Source organism: Nocardia sp. NPDC055165 (assembly GCF_053606985.1).
In genome coordinates this window covers 12,861-29,455 of sequence record NZ_JBSGSS010000024.1, presented here as the reverse complement: position 1 = coordinate 29,455, position 16,595 = coordinate 12,861, and the positions used below count along the sequence as shown (strand labels likewise).

15 protein-coding genes and 1 tRNA gene are annotated in these 16,595 nt (G+C 67.7%); 11 read left to right on the top strand and 5 right to left on the bottom strand.

The features are described 5' to 3' along the window. Positions 1 to 21 precede the first annotated feature (21 nt). Positions 22 to 1,377 (bottom strand): metallophosphoesterase, encoded by a 1,356-nt coding sequence (locus ACWFRF_RS32690; protein ID WP_452453961.1) that lies wholly within the window; start codon positions 1,375 to 1,377, stop codon positions 22 to 24. Between the two features lie 57 nt (positions 1,378 to 1,434). Further along, positions 1,435 to 2,061: an Rv0361 family membrane protein gene (locus tag ACWFRF_RS32685; RefSeq protein ID WP_378996193.1), complete on the bottom strand. Its 627-nt coding sequence runs from the start codon at positions 2,059 to 2,061 to the stop codon at positions 1,435 to 1,437. Between the two features lie 224 nt (positions 2,062 to 2,285). Here ACWFRF_RS32685 and ACWFRF_RS32680 point away from each other — a divergent pair, with 224 nt between their 5' ends. Further along, entirely contained in the window at positions 2,286 to 2,615 is a 330-nt protein-coding gene (locus tag ACWFRF_RS32680) for an antibiotic biosynthesis monooxygenase family protein (protein WP_452453959.1), read from the top strand. 84 nt (positions 2,616 to 2,699) lie between these two features. Here ACWFRF_RS32680 and ACWFRF_RS32675 read toward each other — a convergent pair. The 3 genes from ACWFRF_RS32675 to ACWFRF_RS32665 all read right to left on the bottom strand — a co-directional run bounded on the left by ACWFRF_RS32675 (position 2,700) and on the right by ACWFRF_RS32665 (position 4,495). Further along, positions 2,700 to 2,772: transfer RNA gene (locus ACWFRF_RS32675), tRNA-Arg, on the bottom strand. Between the two features lie 113 nt (positions 2,773 to 2,885). Beyond that, complete coding sequence (locus ACWFRF_RS32670) at positions 2,886 to 3,608, bottom strand: DUF305 domain-containing protein (RefSeq protein ID WP_452453957.1); 723 nt, start codon at positions 3,606 to 3,608, stop codon at positions 2,886 to 2,888. Then, positions 3,608 to 4,495 carry a DUF3105 domain-containing protein gene (locus tag ACWFRF_RS32665; protein ID WP_378996189.1) on the bottom strand — a complete coding sequence of 296 codons (888 nt, stop codon included), beginning with the start codon at positions 4,493 to 4,495 and terminating at the stop codon, positions 3,608 to 3,610. Before ACWFRF_RS32665 ends, ACWFRF_RS32670 begins: the two co-directional genes overlap by 1 nt. Positions 4,496 to 4,584: 89 nt before the next feature. Here ACWFRF_RS32665 and argS point away from each other — a divergent pair, with 89 nt between their 5' ends. From argS to ACWFRF_RS32615, 10 genes are all read left to right on the top strand, one after another. Beyond that, on the top strand, positions 4,585 to 6,246 hold the full coding sequence (gene argS / locus ACWFRF_RS32660; protein ID WP_379313086.1) for an arginine--tRNA ligase: 1,662 nt from the start codon (positions 4,585 to 4,587) through the stop codon (positions 6,244 to 6,246). A 34-nt stretch (positions 6,247 to 6,280) separates the two neighbouring features. Continuing rightward, positions 6,281 to 7,702 (top strand): diaminopimelate decarboxylase, encoded by a 1,422-nt coding sequence (gene lysA / locus ACWFRF_RS32655; RefSeq protein ID WP_378996185.1) that lies wholly within the window; start codon positions 6,281 to 6,283, stop codon positions 7,700 to 7,702. Continuing rightward, entirely contained in the window at positions 7,699 to 9,039 is a 1,341-nt protein-coding gene (locus ACWFRF_RS32650; protein ID WP_387447956.1) for a homoserine dehydrogenase, read from the top strand. The genes lysA and ACWFRF_RS32650 overlap by 4 nt, the downstream gene beginning before the upstream one ends. Further along, on the top strand, positions 9,036 to 10,127 hold the full coding sequence (gene thrC / locus ACWFRF_RS32645; protein ID WP_378635756.1) for a threonine synthase: 1,092 nt from the start codon (positions 9,036 to 9,038) through the stop codon (positions 10,125 to 10,127). The genes ACWFRF_RS32650 and thrC overlap by 4 nt, the downstream gene beginning before the upstream one ends. 25 nt (positions 10,128 to 10,152) lie before the next feature. Further along, positions 10,153 to 11,079: a homoserine kinase gene (gene thrB / locus ACWFRF_RS32640; protein WP_378996181.1), complete on the top strand. Its 927-nt coding sequence runs from the start codon at positions 10,153 to 10,155 to the stop codon at positions 11,077 to 11,079. A 268-nt stretch (positions 11,080 to 11,347) separates the two neighbouring features. Further along, positions 11,348 to 13,489 (top strand): transcription termination factor Rho, encoded by a 2,142-nt coding sequence (rho, locus tag ACWFRF_RS32635; protein WP_452453953.1) that lies wholly within the window; start codon positions 11,348 to 11,350, stop codon positions 13,487 to 13,489. Between the two features lie 254 nt (positions 13,490 to 13,743). Continuing rightward, positions 13,744 to 13,980 carry a 50S ribosomal protein L31 gene (rpmE, locus tag ACWFRF_RS32630; RefSeq protein ID WP_067447685.1) on the top strand — a complete coding sequence of 79 codons (237 nt, stop codon included), beginning with the start codon at positions 13,744 to 13,746 and terminating at the stop codon, positions 13,978 to 13,980. A 95-nt stretch (positions 13,981 to 14,075) separates the two neighbouring features. Beyond that, positions 14,076 to 15,146 (top strand): peptide chain release factor 1, encoded by a 1,071-nt coding sequence (gene prfA / locus ACWFRF_RS32625; RefSeq protein ID WP_062984459.1) that lies wholly within the window; start codon positions 14,076 to 14,078, stop codon positions 15,144 to 15,146. Positions 15,147 to 15,150: 4 nt separating this feature from the next. After that, a complete protein-coding gene (gene prmC, locus ACWFRF_RS32620; protein ID WP_452453951.1) occupies positions 15,151 to 16,023 on the top strand; it encodes a peptide chain release factor N(5)-glutamine methyltransferase in 873 nt (290 codons plus the stop codon). A gap of 46 nt (positions 16,024 to 16,069) precedes the next feature. After that, entirely contained in the window at positions 16,070 to 16,504 is a 435-nt protein-coding gene (locus tag ACWFRF_RS32615; protein ID WP_452453949.1) for a hypothetical protein, read from the top strand. Positions 16,505 to 16,595 lie beyond the last annotated feature (91 nt).

Here is a 16,595-nt window from a genome sequence, read left to right as displayed (position 1 = left end):
CAGATGCGGACGACCGGCGAATCAGAGTCCGGACAGATCGCGGGTGACGGCGTGATTGCGGTCCTCGATCGTGCCGAGGAGATAGTCCGGTGCGGTGCCGAAATACTGGCCGCGAGTCAGGCTGCTCCAGCGGCGGGCGTCCTCGGATCGGGTCTTGTAGAAGTTCACCCGGTAGCCGCCCTCGTAGACGTGGAGCAGGCAGTAACCGCCCGGATACTCCTTCACCGCACCGACTTCCAGGAATTCCACCGCGCAGGGCAGGTCGGGCCGGGTGCGTCTGGTTCGGTGGGTGTGACCGCTGTGGTGCAGGAAGACGCCCGGCGCCTGCTGGTAGAGGCTCTGTAGTTCGAGGGCGGTCGCGCGGTCGAGGATGAAGCCGGGGCCGCCGATATTGGTGAAGCCCGCCTCGGCGGTGACGGGGTGGTGTCCGAACACGATGGTCGGCCGGTCCGGGTCGGCGCGCAGCGTTTCGGTGAGGGCGTCGAGTTGCGGGCGGTCCATGGTGCCGCCCGCGGCATCCGGGGCGCTGGTGTCGAGGCCGAGGATGCGCAGGTCACCGAGGTGGTGTTCGGTCAATTGCTGACGGGGCAGGAACTGATCGCCCCAGCAGTCGGCGCAGTCCGGATAGTTGTGCGGGCGGTCGTGATTGCCGCGGGCGACCAGGTAGTCGGTGCCGAGGATTCCCCATGTGTCCAGATGTGTTCGGACAGAACGTGATTCGTCGTCGGTGGCTTCGTTCGTGAGGTCGCCTGCCAGCAGCAGGAGCGAGGCGTCGCGGGCGCTGATATCAGCGAGGAGGCCGTCGAGCATGAACCGCGGATAGGGCGGGTCGCTCTGGTATCCGGGTGGGAAACCCGCGATCACGATGCCGCTCACCGTCTCGCCGTAGTGCACGTCGTTGGCCAGGGCGATGGTGTGTAGCAGACGTCCGGGAGGTGTTGTGAGCGTGGTGAATTCGCCACGGGCTTCGGGAGCGCCGGGTGCCGCCGTGGTGAGCGCCGGGGCAGGGAGCGCGCGAATTCCGTTGGACAGGGCCTGGAATCGGTACGGGCGGCCGGGCTCGAGGTCGTCGATCTCGGCGTAGTGGAACGGGGTTCTGGAGTCGTCGTGGTAGACGGTGAACGGCTCGCGGGGCGAATCCGCCGGGGCCAGGCGCACTTCGGTATCGGCGGGGACCGGAAAGGGCCGGCCTGCCGGATCGAGACCGAACGTGGTCCAGGTCAGCACCGCGCCACGATCGGTCACGGTGACGATTTCCAGATCGAGCGCGATCAGCGGATCGAATTGCGCCGCACCGGAACCCGGTATCGCCGCGGCGAGCGCCGCGCCCGCCGCGGCGGCCAGTACGGTTCGGCGCGACGCTCCGCAGCAGCCCATGCTGTCGAGCGTAACGGCGGTTCCAGGCGATACCGGGAAGCGTCACCGGGTGTTCGGTCAGTGTTTGTTGGCCGGTGCCGAGCAGATCTTCCAGGTGCCGTCTTCCTTGGTGAGGTGCTCCTCGGTACTCGACTCGGTATCGGGCTCCTCGCCCTCCACCGACAGCGTCAGCTGACCGGTGACCGTCGCTTTCGCGTCGTCGCCGGTGATGACGATGTCCTTGACCTCGTCGATCGTCACCTGCACCGTCGCCCGCTCGAACTGCGCCCGCTGCTCGGGGGTGAGATTATCGATCTCCGTGCGATCCGCCTGGCAGGCCAGCTGCGCGGCGGCGATGAAACCGTCGGCATCGAGCGTGTCGTAGAAGTCGCGCACCGCGACGTCGATCTGCTTCTCGTCCGACGACAACGGCGTACGCCCCTGCAACGTGAGCACGACCCCCGTCACCAGCACACCGACGACCACCAACGCGACGATCCCCAACGCCACGAACAACCCGGTCCGCTTCTTCTTCGGCGCGGGCGGCGGCACGAACACATCGGGCCCACCCGGATACTCGGGCCCCGGCGGCCCCCCGGCCCCGAACCCCGCATGCGGATACCCCGGCGGCCCGGACGGCATCCCCGGATCGCCGGGCGGCTGCTGACCGAAGGGAGGCTGTTGTCCCTCGGGCGGATTCGTCATGGCAACGCTCCTGATGTCATCGGGGGCGTCGACCCCCAAAACCTATGGAACCGTGCGAGATCAAACCTGAATATCGAACAAACGAGGCGAACCATAACCTCCGCGCTCCACTCGACCTCACCCGGGGCTGGATGCCTCCGTGAAGGCAAGATGAAGCCATGACGGCGTCGAGTGGGGACTTGCCCTTCGTCCGCGGAACTACTCCGCCCTACTATGCCGCGATCTTGACCACCGCCTTGTCGACGGACGCTGCGGACTTGGCTGGATACGCGGAGGCGGCGGTGGAAATGGCCGATCTTGCAGCGCGGATCGACGGTTACCTTGGCATGGAGTTCGCTCGAGACGCGGGTTGTGGCATCACTGTGTCGTACTGGAGGGATCTGGGCGCGCTATGGACCTGGCGTGACAACGTCGAGCATGTCGCAGTCCAACGCCTGGGCCGCGAACGGTTCTACCTGGGGTACCGCGCGCGGATATGCCACGTCGAACGCGAATACGAATGGACGCGCCCGGCGGAACTCGGTGCGCCCGTTCACGATGACCGCGAGTGCTGAAAAGGTAGCTGAGTGGCCGATCAGAACCTGGTCCTGGCTCGCGAACGAGAAAGGCCCCGACCAAGTGGTCGGGGCCTTCTTCTGTGCCCTCGGCAGGAATCGAACCTGCGGCCTTCTGCTCCGGAGGCAGACGCTCTATCCCCTGAGCTACGAGGGCGGGATAGATGCCGGTCGCGGTGAGGCGATCGGGCAGCGACAGCGTATCGCATCGAGTGCGGTGCGCCAAAAACTGTGCCGGACCGGGGGTTGGGGCCGGTCCGGCCGCGGTTGTCAGCCGAGGGGGAGGGGGGTGGCGTTGCGGGCGGCGAGCATGGTGGTCATCAGCTGCGATTCGCCCTCTTGGGTTTTCGACATCGTGGCGGCCAGGGTGCGGACCGCGGTGGTGTCGGCGTGCTCGGCGGCGTAGTCGAGCATCGGGACGCCGCCCTGGTGATGGCGCAGCATCAGTTGCAGGAACATCGTGTCCAGTGCGGGGCCGGTGGACCGGCGCAGCGCGGTCATCTCCTCCTGGCTCGCCATGCCGGGCATGGACTGCATCGGGCCCGACATCGCAGGCTCGGCGGTGGAACCACCGTGGTGGCCGGTGCTGCCGTGGTCGTCGCTCATCCAGCCCATGTAGCCGTCGACGTTCTGGTTGGACTCGCCCCACAGCTGCAACCACGCCTGCATGCGGCCGATCTGGTTCTGCTGGGTGGTCAGGATGTCGTAGGCGAGGCGACGCACATCGTTGTCGGTGGAGGCGATCAGGGCCACTCCGGCCATGTCGACGGCCTGCGCGTGATGCGCCGACATGTCCTGACTGAAACCGATGTCGACCGCGCTCGGCTCCGGTTCGGCGTTCTTCTCCAGCGGCATCCGCAACAACACACCCGCCACCGCGCCGAGCAGCAGCAGACCTATCGCGCCGAGAACGAGCACCGCCCCGGCCGGGCGACGCGCGCTCGACTCGGGCGCGGTGTCGTCGGGTTCGACCGCGCTCTCGTCCGCGCTCACTACTGACCCGCGGGCAGGCCGCCCGGCATCGGGATGTTCGGCAGGCCGGGGATGCCCGAGCCCGTGCCGCCGCCACCGAGTTCGGTCTGGTCCTGCGTCAGGCCCTTGCCGTCCATCGGGACCGCTTCGGGACCGTAGGGCGAGGAGTCGAACGGCGGCGGGTTGTTCGCGTCGAAGATCGGGTTCGAGCAGCTCGCGCCGACCTCGGGGTAGGCGTAGGGATTCTCACGCAGGGCGGAGATGAACTGCTTGATCCGCGCGTCGTCGGCGTTGTCCAGCTTGAGCTGGTGGCCCCACGACTGCAGCGAGACCGCCGAGTCCAGACCCGGGTACGGCGACATCAGCGAGTACTGACGGCCCTTGACGAAGTTCGACAGCTTCTCGACACCGGCCGCGTCGACCTTGTCGGGGTTGTAGGCGATCCAGACCGCGCCGTGCTCGAGCGAGTGCACCGCGTTCTCCATGCGGATCGGCTTGGCGTACACGGTGCCCGTGCAGTTCGCCCACGCGCCGTCGTGCGGGCCACCGAAGGCGGGGGCCTTGTCGTAGGCCACGCGCTGGCTGGCGGTCACGTGCAGACCGGCCGGGTACTCCGACTTCACGACGCCGTCGATCTTCGCCGACGGGTCCTGGTTCTCCTTGGAGGGGACCCATTCCTTGAGGTCGGTCTGGGCCTCGCGGATCGCGGCCTGGTCCATGTACTTGGGCACCAGGCTGTAGGCCAGCAGCCCGATCAGCGCGACGATGGCGACGCCCGCGCCGAGCAGCACCCATGGGGTGTCGCGCTTCTTGCCCGGAAGGTTGCCCTTGCGGGTCTTGCGGGACGGAGACGACTTCCCCGCGGCCCGCACGGCCTTGGCTGATGTGGCGCTGGTCCTGCTAGGCATCGCTCGTTGTGCTCTTTCGACGTGTGGATCGGTGGGTTCGTGGCGGGCGGTCGTGGTTGCAAGGGGCCCAGCCAATAGGATAGAGACTCGTGACTCCAGCTGACCTTGCAGATCTCCTTCGTACCACCGCGGCGAAGGTGCTTGTCGAACGCGGACTGGACTCGTCGGTCCTGCCCGAGCAGGTCACAGTGGAGCGTCCGCGCAACCCCGAACACGGCGACTATGCCACGAATGTAGCGATGCAGGTGGCCAAGCGGGTCGGAACCAACCCCCGCGAGCTGGCAGGCTGGCTCGCCGAGGCGCTGTCGGCCACCGAGGGGATCGATGTGGCCGAGATCGCCGGGCCCGGCTTCCTGAACATCCGTCTCGCCGCTTCGGCGCAGGGCGTCATCGTCAGCCAGATCCTGACCGCGGGGCAGATCTATGGCACCGGGTCCGCGCTGGCAGGCACCAAGATCAACCTCGAATTCGTCTCCGCGAACCCGACCGGTCCGGTACACCTCGGCGGTACCCGCTGGGCCGCCGTCGGTGACGCGCTGGGTCGCATCCTGGCCGCTCAGGGCGCCGACGTGACGCGGGAGTACTACTTCAACGACCACGGCGCGCAGATCGACCGCTTCGCGAAGTCGCTGGTCGCCTCCGCACTGGGCGAACCGACCCCGGAGGACGGGTACGCGGGCGAGTACATCGCCGAGATCAGCGCGGGCATCGTCGCCGCGCATCCCGATGTGCTCACCCTGCCCGCCGACGAGCGGCACGAGGTGTTCCGCAGCGAGGGCGTGCAGCAGATGTTCGCCCAGATCCGCGCGGATCTGCACGAGTTCGGCACCGATTTCGACGTGTACTTCAACGAGAGCGAACTGTTCGCCTCCGGCGCCGTCGAACAGGCCGTCGAGCAGCTGAAGAACTCGGGCAACCTGTACGAGAAGGACGGCGCCTGGTGGATCGCCAGCACCGAATACGGCGACGACAAGGACCGCGTGGTCCTCAAGAGCGACGGCAACGCCGCCTACATCGCCGGTGACATCGCCTACTTCCAGAACAAGCGTGGCCGCGGTTTCGACCTGGCCATCTACATGCTCGGCGCCGACCACCACGGCTACATCGGCCGGTTGAAGGCCGCCGCCGCCGCGTTCGGCGACAACCCCGACACCGTCGAGGTGCTGATCGGGCAGATGGTGAACCTGGTGCGCGACGGCGTCGCCGTGAAGATGAGCAAGCGCGCGGGCACCGTGGTGACTCTCAACGACCTGGTCGAACAGATCGGCGTCGACGCCTCGCGCTACTCGCTGGTGCGTTCCTCGGTGAACTCGAGCATCGACATCGACCTGGATCTGTGGACCAAGGCGAGCAGCGAGAACCCGGTCTACTACGTCCAGTACGCGCACTCGCGGACCAACAGCATCATCGGCAATGCCGCGAAGTACCCCGAATTCGCTTCTGTCGAACCGGATTTCGCGCTGATGACCTCCGGTCGCGAAGGCGATCTGATCCGCACCCTCGGCGACTTCCCGCGCGTGGTCGCGACTGCCGCCGATACCCGCGAACCACATCGCATCGCCCGCTACCTCGAAGAACTGGCCGGTGTGTACCACCCGTTCCAGTCCGACGACGACATGCGCGTGCTGCCCAAGGGCGACGACGCCGTCACCCCGCTCAACGCGGCTCGCCTCGAACTGGTCAAGGCGACCCGTCAGGTGCTGGCCAACGGCCTTGCCCTGCTCGGCGTGAGCGCACCGGAGCGCATGTGAACACCGGCAAGCTTTTCAGGAAGGACGCACTGCGATGAGTGCACACCCGGCCGGTCCCCGGCACGCAGAGATCCCGCACGCGCCGAGTCTGGCCGAGCGCCCGACCGACCCGAGGGAGATGATCGACCTCCCCGACAACGTCTGGCCGCGCAATGCCTCGCGCGGTGACGACGGTGTGGTCGCGCTGGCGGGCGTGCCCGTCACCCAGCTCGCCGAGCAGTACGGCACGCCGCTGTTCGTGATCGACGAGGACGACTTCCGCTCGCGCTGCCGCGACATGGTCGCCGCGTTCGGGCCGAACGCCCGCGTGCACTACGCGTCCAAGGCGTTCCTGTGTGGCGAGATCGCGCGCTGGATCCGTGACGAGGGCCTTTCCCTCGACGTGTGCTCCGGCGGCGAGCTCGCGGTGGCGCTGAACGCCGGTTTCCCGGCCGAGCGCATCGCGCTGCACGGCAACAACAAGTCGGTGCCCGAGCTCGAAGCGGCCGTCACGGCCGGTGTGGGGCACGTGGTCGTCGACTCGCTCTACGAGATCGAGCGGCTCGAAGCGGTCGCCGGTGCGGCGGGCGTGGTGCAGGACGTGCTGGTCCGCGTGACCGTCGGCGTCGAGGCACACACCCACGAGTACATCTCCACCGCGCACGAGGACCAGAAGTTCGGCTTCTCGATCGCGGGCGGCGACGCCATGGAAGCCCTCGCGCGCGTCTTCGAGGCCGACAACCTGCGTCTGGTCGGTCTGCACAGCCACATCGGCTCGCAGATCTTCGAACTCGACGGCTTCGAGATCGCCGCGCGCCGCATGCTCGGCCTGCTGCGCGAGGCCATCGACAAGTTCGGCATCGACCGCACCGCCCAGATCTCGACCCTGGATCTCGGCGGTGGTCTTGGCATTTCGTACCTGCCGAGCGACAACCCGCCGCCGCTGGGTGAATTCGCCACCAACCTGCGCGCTCTGGTCGCGGCCGAAGCCGCCCGTGCCGGGCTGCCCGAGCCGACCATCGCCGTGGAACCGGGTCGCGCGATCGCGGGTCCCGGCACCGTCACCCTGTACGAGGTCGGCACTATCAAGGATGTCGAACTCGACGGTGGCGCGCGCCGTCGCTACGTCAGTGTGGACGGCGGGATGAGCGACAATATCCGCCCCGCGCTGTACCAGGCCGACTACGATTGCCGTCTGGTCTCGCGCTCCTCGGACGCCCATGCGGTCGTCGCGCGCGTGGTCGGAAAGCATTGCGAGAGTGGCGATATCGTCATTCGTGACACGTGGATGCCCGCCGATGCGGCCCCCGGTGACCTGGTGGCCGTGGCGGCGACCGGTGCGTACTGCTACTCGATGTCGAGCCGCTATAACCTGCTCACCCGGCCCGCCGTGGTCGCGGTGCGTGACGGTGCGGCGCGACTGATTCTGCGCCGGGAAACGGTGGCGGACCTGCTCAGCCTGGAGGTGGAAGAATGAACGGCACCAATGACGCGGGACGTCCGCTCGGCGTAGCCGTGCTCGGGATGGGCACTGTCGGCACCGAGGTGGTTCGCGTGCTGCGCGATCACGCCGATGACCTGCGTTCGCGCGTCGGAGCGCCGCTCGTGCTGCGCGGTGTCGCGGTGCGCGACATCAGCAAGGACCGCGGTCTGCCCGCCGAGCTGCTCACCACCGACGCCTCCGCGCTCGTCGCTCGCGACGACGTCGACCTGGTCGTCGAGGTCATGGGCGGCATCGACCCCGCCCGCAAGCTGATCGGCGACGCGCTCAACGCGGGCAAGTCCGTCGTCACCGCCAACAAGGCGCTGCTGGCCGACTACACCGGCGAACTCGCCGCCGCCGCCGAGGGCAGCCGCGCCGACCTGTACTTCGAGGCCGCCGTCGCCGGTGCGATCCCGGTGGTCCGGCCGCTGATCCAGTCGCTGTCGGGTGACCGGGTGAACAAGGTCGTCGGCATCGTCAACGGCACCACCAACTTCATCCTCTCCGCGATGGACGAGACCGGCGCGGCCTACGACGACGTGCTCGCCGAGGCCACCGCGCTCGGCTACGCCGAGGCCGACCCCACCGCCGACGTCGAGGGCTACGACGCTGCCGCCAAGGCCGCGATCCTGGCCTCGCTGGCGTTCCACACCCGGGTGACCGCGGCCGATGTCTATCGCGAGGGCATCTCCAAGATCACCGCCGAAGACCTCGAGACCGCGTCGGCCGTCGGCTGCACGGTCAAGCTGCTCGCCATCTGCGAGCGCGTCTCGGCCGGTCCGGGCGAGCCGACGCTGGAAGAGGGCGGCAAGGATCGCGTCTCGGTGCGCGTCTACCCGGCGCTCATCCCGCGCAAGCACCCGCTGGCCTCGGTGAACGGCGCGTTCAACGCCGTCGTCGTGGAAGCCGACAACGCCGGTCGCCTGATGTTCTACGGGCAGGGCGCCGGTGGCGCCCCCACCGCGTCGGCCGTGCTCGGTGACCTGGTGATGGCCGCGCGTAACAAGTTCTACGGTGGTCGTGCGCCCGGCGAATCGGTCTATGCTGAGCTGCCGATCGCGCCGATCGGCGACACCCCCACCCGCTACCACGTGAACCTGCAGGTGGAGGACCGTCCCGGCGTGCTCGCCGCGGTCGCCGACACCTTCGCCCAGCACGGGGTGAGCATCTCGACCGTGCGTCAGCAGGGCCACGGCGACGGCGCCCGGCTCGTGGTCGTCACCCACCATGCGGTGGAGTCGTCGCTGGCAGATACTGTCGCCGTATTGGCGGACATGGAATCCGTCACCGCTGTGACCAGCGTTCTCAGATTGGAAGGCACCGAAGAATGACGAACGGCATCGCCCCCCAGACCGGCGTGCACTCGCGCTGGCCCGGTCTGATCGCTGCCTACCGCGACCGCTTGGCCGGCGCGGCCGACTGGGAGCCGGTGACCCTGTTCGAGGGCGGTACCCCGCTGGTCCCCGCGCCGCACCTGTCCGCGCTCACCGGGTGCGAGGTGTATCTCAAGGTCGAAGGTGCCAACCCGACCGGTTCGTTCAAGGACCGCGGCATGACCATGGCGATGACCGACGCCAAGTATCGCGGCCAGAAGGCCGTGCTGTGCGCGTCGACCGGCAACACCTCGGCCTCGGCCGCGGCGTACGCCACCCGCGCGGGCATGGAATGCGCCGTGCTGATCCCGCAGGGCAAGATCGCGATGGGCAAGCTGGCCCAGGCCGTGATGCTCGGCGCCAAGATCATCCAGGTCGAGGGCAACTTCGACGACTGCCTCGAGCTCGCGCGCAAGGTGACCGCGGAGTTCCCGCAGGTGGGCCTCGTGAACTCGGTGAACCCGGCGCGTATCGAAGGCCAGAAGACCGCCTCGTTCGAGATCTGCGATGTACTCGGCAAGGCGCCCGATGTGCACGTGCTGCCGGTCGGCAACGCGGGCAACATCACCGCCTACTGGCGTGGATACCGCGAGTACTACGCCGACGGCATCACCTCGGTGCTGCCGCGCATGCTCGGTGTACAGGCCGCCGGTGCCGCGCCGCTGGTCAACGGTGCGCCGGTGAAGGACCCGGAGACCATCGCGACCGCCATCCGGATCGGCGCCCCGGCGTCGTGGAACGGTGCGATGGAAGCCAAGGAGCAGTCCGGTGGCGCGTTCCGCGCGGCCACCGACGATGAGATCCTGGCCGCCTACCGCCTCGTCGCCGCGAAAGAGGGCGTCTTCGTGGAGCCCGCGTCGGCCGCGAGCGTGGCCGGTCTGCTGGCCGCGCGCAAGGAAGGCTGGCTGGATTCGGGCCTGACCGTCGTGTGCACCGTGACCGGCAACGGTCTCAAGGACCCCGACAACGCGCTGGCCGGAATGCCGGAGGTCAAGCCGATCGCGGTCGACCCGGTCGCTATCGCCCGCGAACTCGAGCTGGCCTGAGTTGACCGCACCCGAGCCAACGCTGATGACAGCGACGCTGCCCGCCGGTCTCGAAGTGACCGTGCGTGTTCCCGCCTCGACGGCCAATCTCGGTCCCGGATTCGATTGTCTCGGAATGGCATTGGGCATCTACGACGAAATCGTGGTGCGCACTACCGAGTCGGGACTCGGCATCCGCGTCGAGGGTGAAGGCGCCGACGACGTGCCTTGGGGCCCAACACATCTGGTGGTCCGCGCGATCGAGCGTGGACTGGAATCGCTGGGTGTGTGGGCCGACGGTCTCGACGTGGTGTGCCGCAACGTGATTCCGCACTCGCGTGGGCTGGGTTCCAGCGCGTCGGCCGTGGTCGGCGGGCTGGCCGCGGGCGCCGGGCTGGCCGCGAAGTTCGATCCCGCGCTGCGCATGGACGACGACCGGCTGGTGCAGCTCGCCTCCGAGTTCGAAGGCCACCCCGACAATGCCGCTGCCAGCGTGCTCGGGGCAATCGTGGTGTCGTGGACCGAAACCGATGCCGCGCAGACCCGCGCCTACCGGGCCGTGCGGCTCACTCCGGCATCGGCCCTTCGTCCGGTGGTGCTGATCCCGCAGGAACGCTCGTCCACGGCGCACACCCGCGGGCTGCTGCCCGAGCAGGTGCCCCACGGTGACGCGGCGTTCAACGTCAGCCGGGCGGCGCTGGCCGTTGTCGCGCTGACCGAACGTCCCGATCTGCTGATGTCGGCCACCGCCGACCGGTTGCACCAGACCCAGCGTGCCCCCGCGCTACCGCTCACCACGAAGTGGATCGAGCTGTTGCGCGCCGCGGGTATCGCGGCGACCGTCTCGGGCGCCGGCCCGACCGTGCTTGCCCTGACCACCGAAGAATTCCCCGATGACCTGCGCAAACAGGCCGAATCGGACGGTCTGCGCGTGGTCGAACCCGGCATTGCCGACGGGGTATCGATCGACTGACGGCGTGCCTGCCTTGCCGTTGTTCGCAATAGGCAGCTATTCTGAGCAAGTCCGTACATCGTGCGCATCAGACGCCGGTGCTTCATCAGGGCAATCGCTCCCCTCACCACTGTCTTCTGGTGGCGAAGGCCTCCGGTCCTCCCGCGGCGGGTAGTACGGCACAGGCGTCGAACATGGACGCATAATCCGAGCTCGGCATATATTGCCGGGTCTACGGAACGGAACCCTCGAATCAGCACACGGCATTCGAGGGAAGGAAAGGACTTCCGTGACAGAAACGGACCTGCTCGCGACACCCGGGGTGGATTCCAACCCTACGAACTCGGGCAGCCGCGAAAGTGAATCCGGACAGATTTCGAAAATGAGCGAACAAACCGACGTCGCACGATCGGGGCTGACTGGAATGCTGTTGCCGCAGTTGCGCGCACTGGCGGGGGAGCTCGGTATCCGAGGTACCTCCGGAATGCGTAAGGGCGATCTCATCGCCGCTATCAAGGAAAATCAATCCGGAGCGCCCGCCAAGGGGGACAAGCCCGCCGCCGCGCCCGTCGCGAACGACGCGCCCGCGAAGAACGAAGCGCCCGTCAAGACCGAAGCGCCCGTCAAGAACGAAGCGCCCGCGAAGGTGGACAAGTCCGCCAAGGCCGACAAGCAGGCCGCGCCCGTCGAGAAGCAGGCTCCCGTCGAGGTCAAGGCCCCCGAGGCCAAGACCGTCGAGGTTCCGGCCGAGCAGGCCGCGACCGAGCAGGTCAAGACCGACGCCCCCGCCGACGCAGGCGAGGATTCCGGTCGCGACGGCGGTCAGCGTGGCCGCGGTCGGCAGCGTCGTGGACGTGACCAGGCCCGTTCCGGTGGTGGCGACAATGCTCCCGCCGAGAACCGCGCCCCGGCCGAGAACCGCGCCGAGGAGACCAAGCAGGCCGACAAGGCCGAAGGTGGCGATCAGGGCGAGCGTCGCCGCGAGCGTGGCGACCGCAACGGCGCCGAGCGTGGCGAGCGCACCGGTGGCGACCGCAACGGCAACGACCGTGGCGAGCGCGCCGGTGGCGACCGTAATCAGAACGAGCGCAACCAGAACCAGAGCCAGAACGGCAACAGCGGCGGCAATCGCGGACCCCGCGACGACCGCGGTGGTGACGACGAGGAAGGCGGCCGCGGTCGCCGGGGTCGTCGATTCCGCGAGCGTCGTCGTGGTCGTGACCGCGATGGTGGTCCCGCCGGTGGCGGCCAGTCCGAGGCGCGCGACTACGACATTCGCGAAGACGATGTGCTCCAGCCGGTCGCGGGCATCCTCGATGTCCTCGACAACTACGCGTTCGTGCGGACCTCCGGCTACCTCGCCGGCCCCAACGACGTGTACGTGTCGATGAACCTGGTGCGCAAGAACGGCCTGCGCCGCGGTGACGCGATCACCGGTGCGGTGCGCGCCCCGCGCGACGGCGAGCAGAACAACCAGCGGCAGAAGTTCGACCCGCTGGTTCGCCTGGACACTGTGAACGGTGGCGAGCTCGAAGCGGCGCGCCGTCGGCCGGACTTCCAGAAGCTCACCCCGCTGTACCCGAACGAGCGGCTGCGCCTGGAAACCGCGCAGAACAAGCTCACCACGCGTGTGATCGACCTGATCATGCCGATCGGTAAGGGTCAGCGTGCGCTGATCGTGTCTCCGCCCAAGGCGGGTAAGACCACGATCATGCAGGACATCGCGAACGCGATCGCGATCAACAACCCCGAGTGCTACCTCATGGTTGTCCTGGTCGACGAACGTCCCGAAGAGGTCACCGATATGCAGCGTTCGGTGAAGGGTGAGGTCATCGCCTCCACCTTCGACCGCCCGCCGGGTGACCACACCTCCGTCGCCGAGCTCGCCATCGAGCGTGCCAAGCGTCTGGTGGAAATGGGCAAAGACGTTGTGGTGCTGCTCGATTCGATCACTCGATTGGGCCGTGCGTACAACAACTCCTCGCCTGCCTCGGGCCGCATCCTCTCCGGTGGTGTCGACTCGACCGCGCTGTACCCGCCGAAGCGTTTCCTCGGCGCGGCCCGCAACATCGAGAACGGTGGCTCGCTCACCATCATCGCCACGGCGATGGTGGAGACCGGTTCCACCGGCGACACGGTGATCTTCGAAGAGTTCAAGGGCACCGGCAACGCCGAGCTCAAGCTCGACCGCAAGATCGCCGAGCGGCGCGTGTTCCCCGCGGTGGACATCAACCCGTCGAGCACCCGCCACGACGAGCTGCTGCTCTCGCCCGACGAGATGGCTGTGGTGCACAAGCTGCGGCGCGTGCTGTCGGGTCTGGACTCGCACCAGGCGATCGATCTGCTGATGGATCGTCTGCGCAAGTCCAAGAACAACCTCGAGTTCTTGATGACGGTCTCCAAGACCGCACCGAGCGCTCTCGACGAGTGATCGTCTAGAACCACCGGCAAGGGCCTCGCTTCGGCGGGGCCCTTGCTCGTTCTCGGCCGAGAACGCGCGGCGCCGGCCGCAATATCACAGGGAACAAAGCGGAGGTGGGGGGTGTTCTGAGAGGGTGCGGTCTGCTCTGGCATACTGGACAACTGTGTGTCTGCGAGTTCGCAGACATCCCGCCTAGTCGGTTCCGGTTCACGTACTCCACTCCATGGGGCTACGACCCGGCGACCATTATCGAGAGGACGCCCATGAAGGCAGGAATCCACCCCACGTATGTCGAGACCACCGTTGTGTGTGGTTGCGGCAACACCTTCCAGACTCGCTCCACCAAGGAGTCCGGCCAGATCTCGGTCGAGGTCTGCTCGCAGTGCCACCCGTTCTACACGGGCAAGCAGAAGATCCTCGACACCGGCGGCCGCGTGGCTCGCTTCGAGGCTCGCTACGGCAAGCGCGCAGGTGCCAAGAAGGCCGAAGACGCCTCCTAGTTACCTCTCCCGACGCCCGGTACTGCATCAGCAGGCCGGGCGTCGGTGGTTTCTCTGCCCGAGGTCATCGCTTTCCCACACATAAGGAACTCTCTGTGACGCAGCCGTCCGCTATCGACGACATCCTGGCCGAGTACGCCGGCCTGGAGATGCAGCTCGCCGATCCGTCGTTGCACAACGACGCGGGTGCGGCGCGACGGGTGGGTAAGCGGTTCGCCGAGCTGGCACCGGTGATGAGCACCTATCGCAAGCTCGAGACCGTGCGCGACGATCTGGAGGCCGCCCGTGAGCTGGCCTCCGACGACGCCTCGTTCGCCGCGGAGGTGCCGGGGCTGGAGACACAGCTGGTGGAGCTGGAACAGGCTCTCGCCGACTTGCTCGCCCCGCGCGACCCGCACGACGGCGACGACGTGGTGCTCGAGGTGAAGTCCGGCGAGGGCGGCGAGGAATCCGCGCTGTTCGCCGCCGATCTGGCGCGCATGTACATCCGGTACGCCGAGCGGCACGGCTGGAAGGTGGAGACGCTCGATGTCACCTATTCCGACCTGGGCGGATACAAGGACGCGACGCTGTCGATCAAGAGCAAGGACGCCGCGCGCGACGGGGTGTGGTCGCGATTCAAGTTCGAGGGCGGGGTGCACCGGGTGCAGCGCGTGCCGGTGACCGAATCGCAGGGCCGCATTCACACCTCGGCCGCGGGCGTGCTGATCTACCCCGAGCCCGACGAGGTCGAGCAGGTGCAGATCGACGAGACCGACCTGCGCATCGACGTCTACCGGTCCTCCGGCAAGGGCGGCCAGGGCGTCAACACCACCGACTCCGCGGTGCGCATCACCCACCTGCCCTCGGGCATCGTGGTGACCTGCCAGAACGAACGCTCCCAGCTGCAGAACAAGGCGCGCGCCATGCAGGTGCTCGCCGCCCGGCTGCAAGCGCTGGCCGAGGAGCAGGCCGACCAGGAAGCCGCGGCCGGTCGCGCCAGCCAGATCCGCACGGTCGACCGCTCCGAGCGGATCCGCACCTATAACTTCCCGGAGAACCGGATCGCGGACCACCGCATCGGGTTCAAATCGCACAATCTGGATGCCGTCCTCGACGGTGATCTCGACCCGCTGCTCGACGCGCTCGGCAAGGCCGACCGCGACGCCCGAATGGCTGCCGAGTAATTCGGTGACCGAACGGCTCCGGTTGCGTCCGCTGATCGTCGAAGCCGCGGCGCGGCTGGCCGAGGCGGGCGTCGGTTCGCCGATGCCCGACGCGGAGAACCTGGCCGCTCATGTGCTCGGCACCGAGCGCATGCGGCTGGCGCTGATCCCGATGGTCGAGCCCGAGGTTGCCGACCGGTACCGCGCGTTGATCGAACAGCGGGCCGCGCGAATTCCTTTGCAGCACTTGACCGGAACGGCCGCGATGGGCGAGATCGACCTCGCCGTCGGCCCCGGTGTCTTCGTCCCGCGCCCGGAGACCGAACTGCTGTTCGCGTGGGCGCTGGCCTACCTGGAGACGCTCCCGCGCGACCACACACCGATCGTGGTCGACCTGTGCACCGGCTCGGGCGCCCTGGCCCTGGCTATCGCCCGAGCCCGCCCCGACGCCGAGGTCCACGCCGTCGAACTCGACCCCGACGCCCTCACCTGGGCCCGCCGCAACGCCGGCACCCGCATCGCCGAGGGCGATACCCCGATCACCCTGCACGCCGGCGACGTCACCGACCCGACCTTGCTCACCCCGCTCACGGGCCGCGTCGACCTGGTCATCTCCAACCCGCCCTACATCCCCGAAGCCGCGATCCTCGACCCCGAGGTAGCCGACCACGACCCCCACCGCGCCCTCTTCGGCGGCCCGGACGGCCTCGATGTCATTCGCGCGATGATCCCGGTCATCGCCCGCCTGCTACGCCGAGGCGGCGCCACCGGCATCGAACACGACGACACCAACGGCGGGGGAGTAGCGGCCTTGGTCTACGCGTCCGGCCTGACTGCCGTCACCGAACATACCGACCTCGCGGGTAGGCCTCGGTTTGTCGTTGCAGCCCGGACCTGATCTCGAATCGAGCCGGGGCGCGGTCCGACTTCACGCAGTTTCCGATGTGACAGAAGTCATGTTGTCGACGGGTACGGTTGGAATATCGTTAAACCTCAACCAATTTTGTCGAGGGGGGATCATGAATCGGGCGATGGCAACGGCTTTGATGGTCGCGGTGATGTCAGTGGCGACTGCAGGCGTGGCGAATGCGTGGCCAAAGGAAGCCTCGGATGGCTGCCTGTATCTGCGCGCCGAGCGTGGGCAAAATGGATGGAGTGCACAGGCTGGACTTCCGGTCCAATGTGGTGGTGGGGTGGACGGGCACGTCGATATCAGCGGACCAGAAATGGAGAGCCTGGCCAACGCCTGGTCTCATGGTCCTGTAGCGACTGCCTTCGGCCGTGGTAGCGGCCAGGTCTGTGCGACGCTGTGGAATCACGCCGAGAATGCGCCGCAGCAAGACTGGGTCAACCGCGGAACCGCCTGCGTCGATATCTGACGGAGTTCAGTAGCCGTATGGTCCGTCATCGTGTGACGGACCATACGGCTTGCAGCTGTCGGATGCTCGCGAGATGGCATCCAGAAGGTCG

Bases quoted from the DNA above. Each gene is read 5' to 3' on its own strand.
- ACWFRF_RS32690 (WP_452453961.1), bottom strand. From the start codon at position 1,377: ATGGGCTGCTGCGGAGCGTCGCGCCGAACCGTACTGGCCGCCGCGGCG.
- ACWFRF_RS32685 (WP_378996193.1), bottom strand. From the start codon at position 2,061: ATGACGAATCCGCCCGAGGGACAACAGCCTCCCTTCGGTCAGCAGCCG.
- ACWFRF_RS32665 (WP_378996189.1), bottom strand. From the start codon at position 4,495: ATGCCTAGCAGGACCAGCGCCACATCAGCCAAGGCCGTGCGGGCCGCG.
- lysA (WP_378996185.1), top strand. From the start codon at position 6,281: ATGAGTGCACACCCGGCCGGTCCCCGGCACGCAGAGATCCCGCACGCG.
- ACWFRF_RS32650 (WP_387447956.1), top strand. From the start codon at position 7,699: ATGAACGGCACCAATGACGCGGGACGTCCGCTCGGCGTAGCCGTGCTC.
- thrC (WP_378635756.1), top strand. From the start codon at position 9,036: ATGACGAACGGCATCGCCCCCCAGACCGGCGTGCACTCGCGCTGGCCC.
- thrB (WP_378996181.1), top strand. From the start codon at position 10,153: ATGACAGCGACGCTGCCCGCCGGTCTCGAAGTGACCGTGCGTGTTCCC.
- rpmE (WP_067447685.1), top strand. From the start codon at position 13,744: ATGAAGGCAGGAATCCACCCCACGTATGTCGAGACCACCGTTGTGTGT.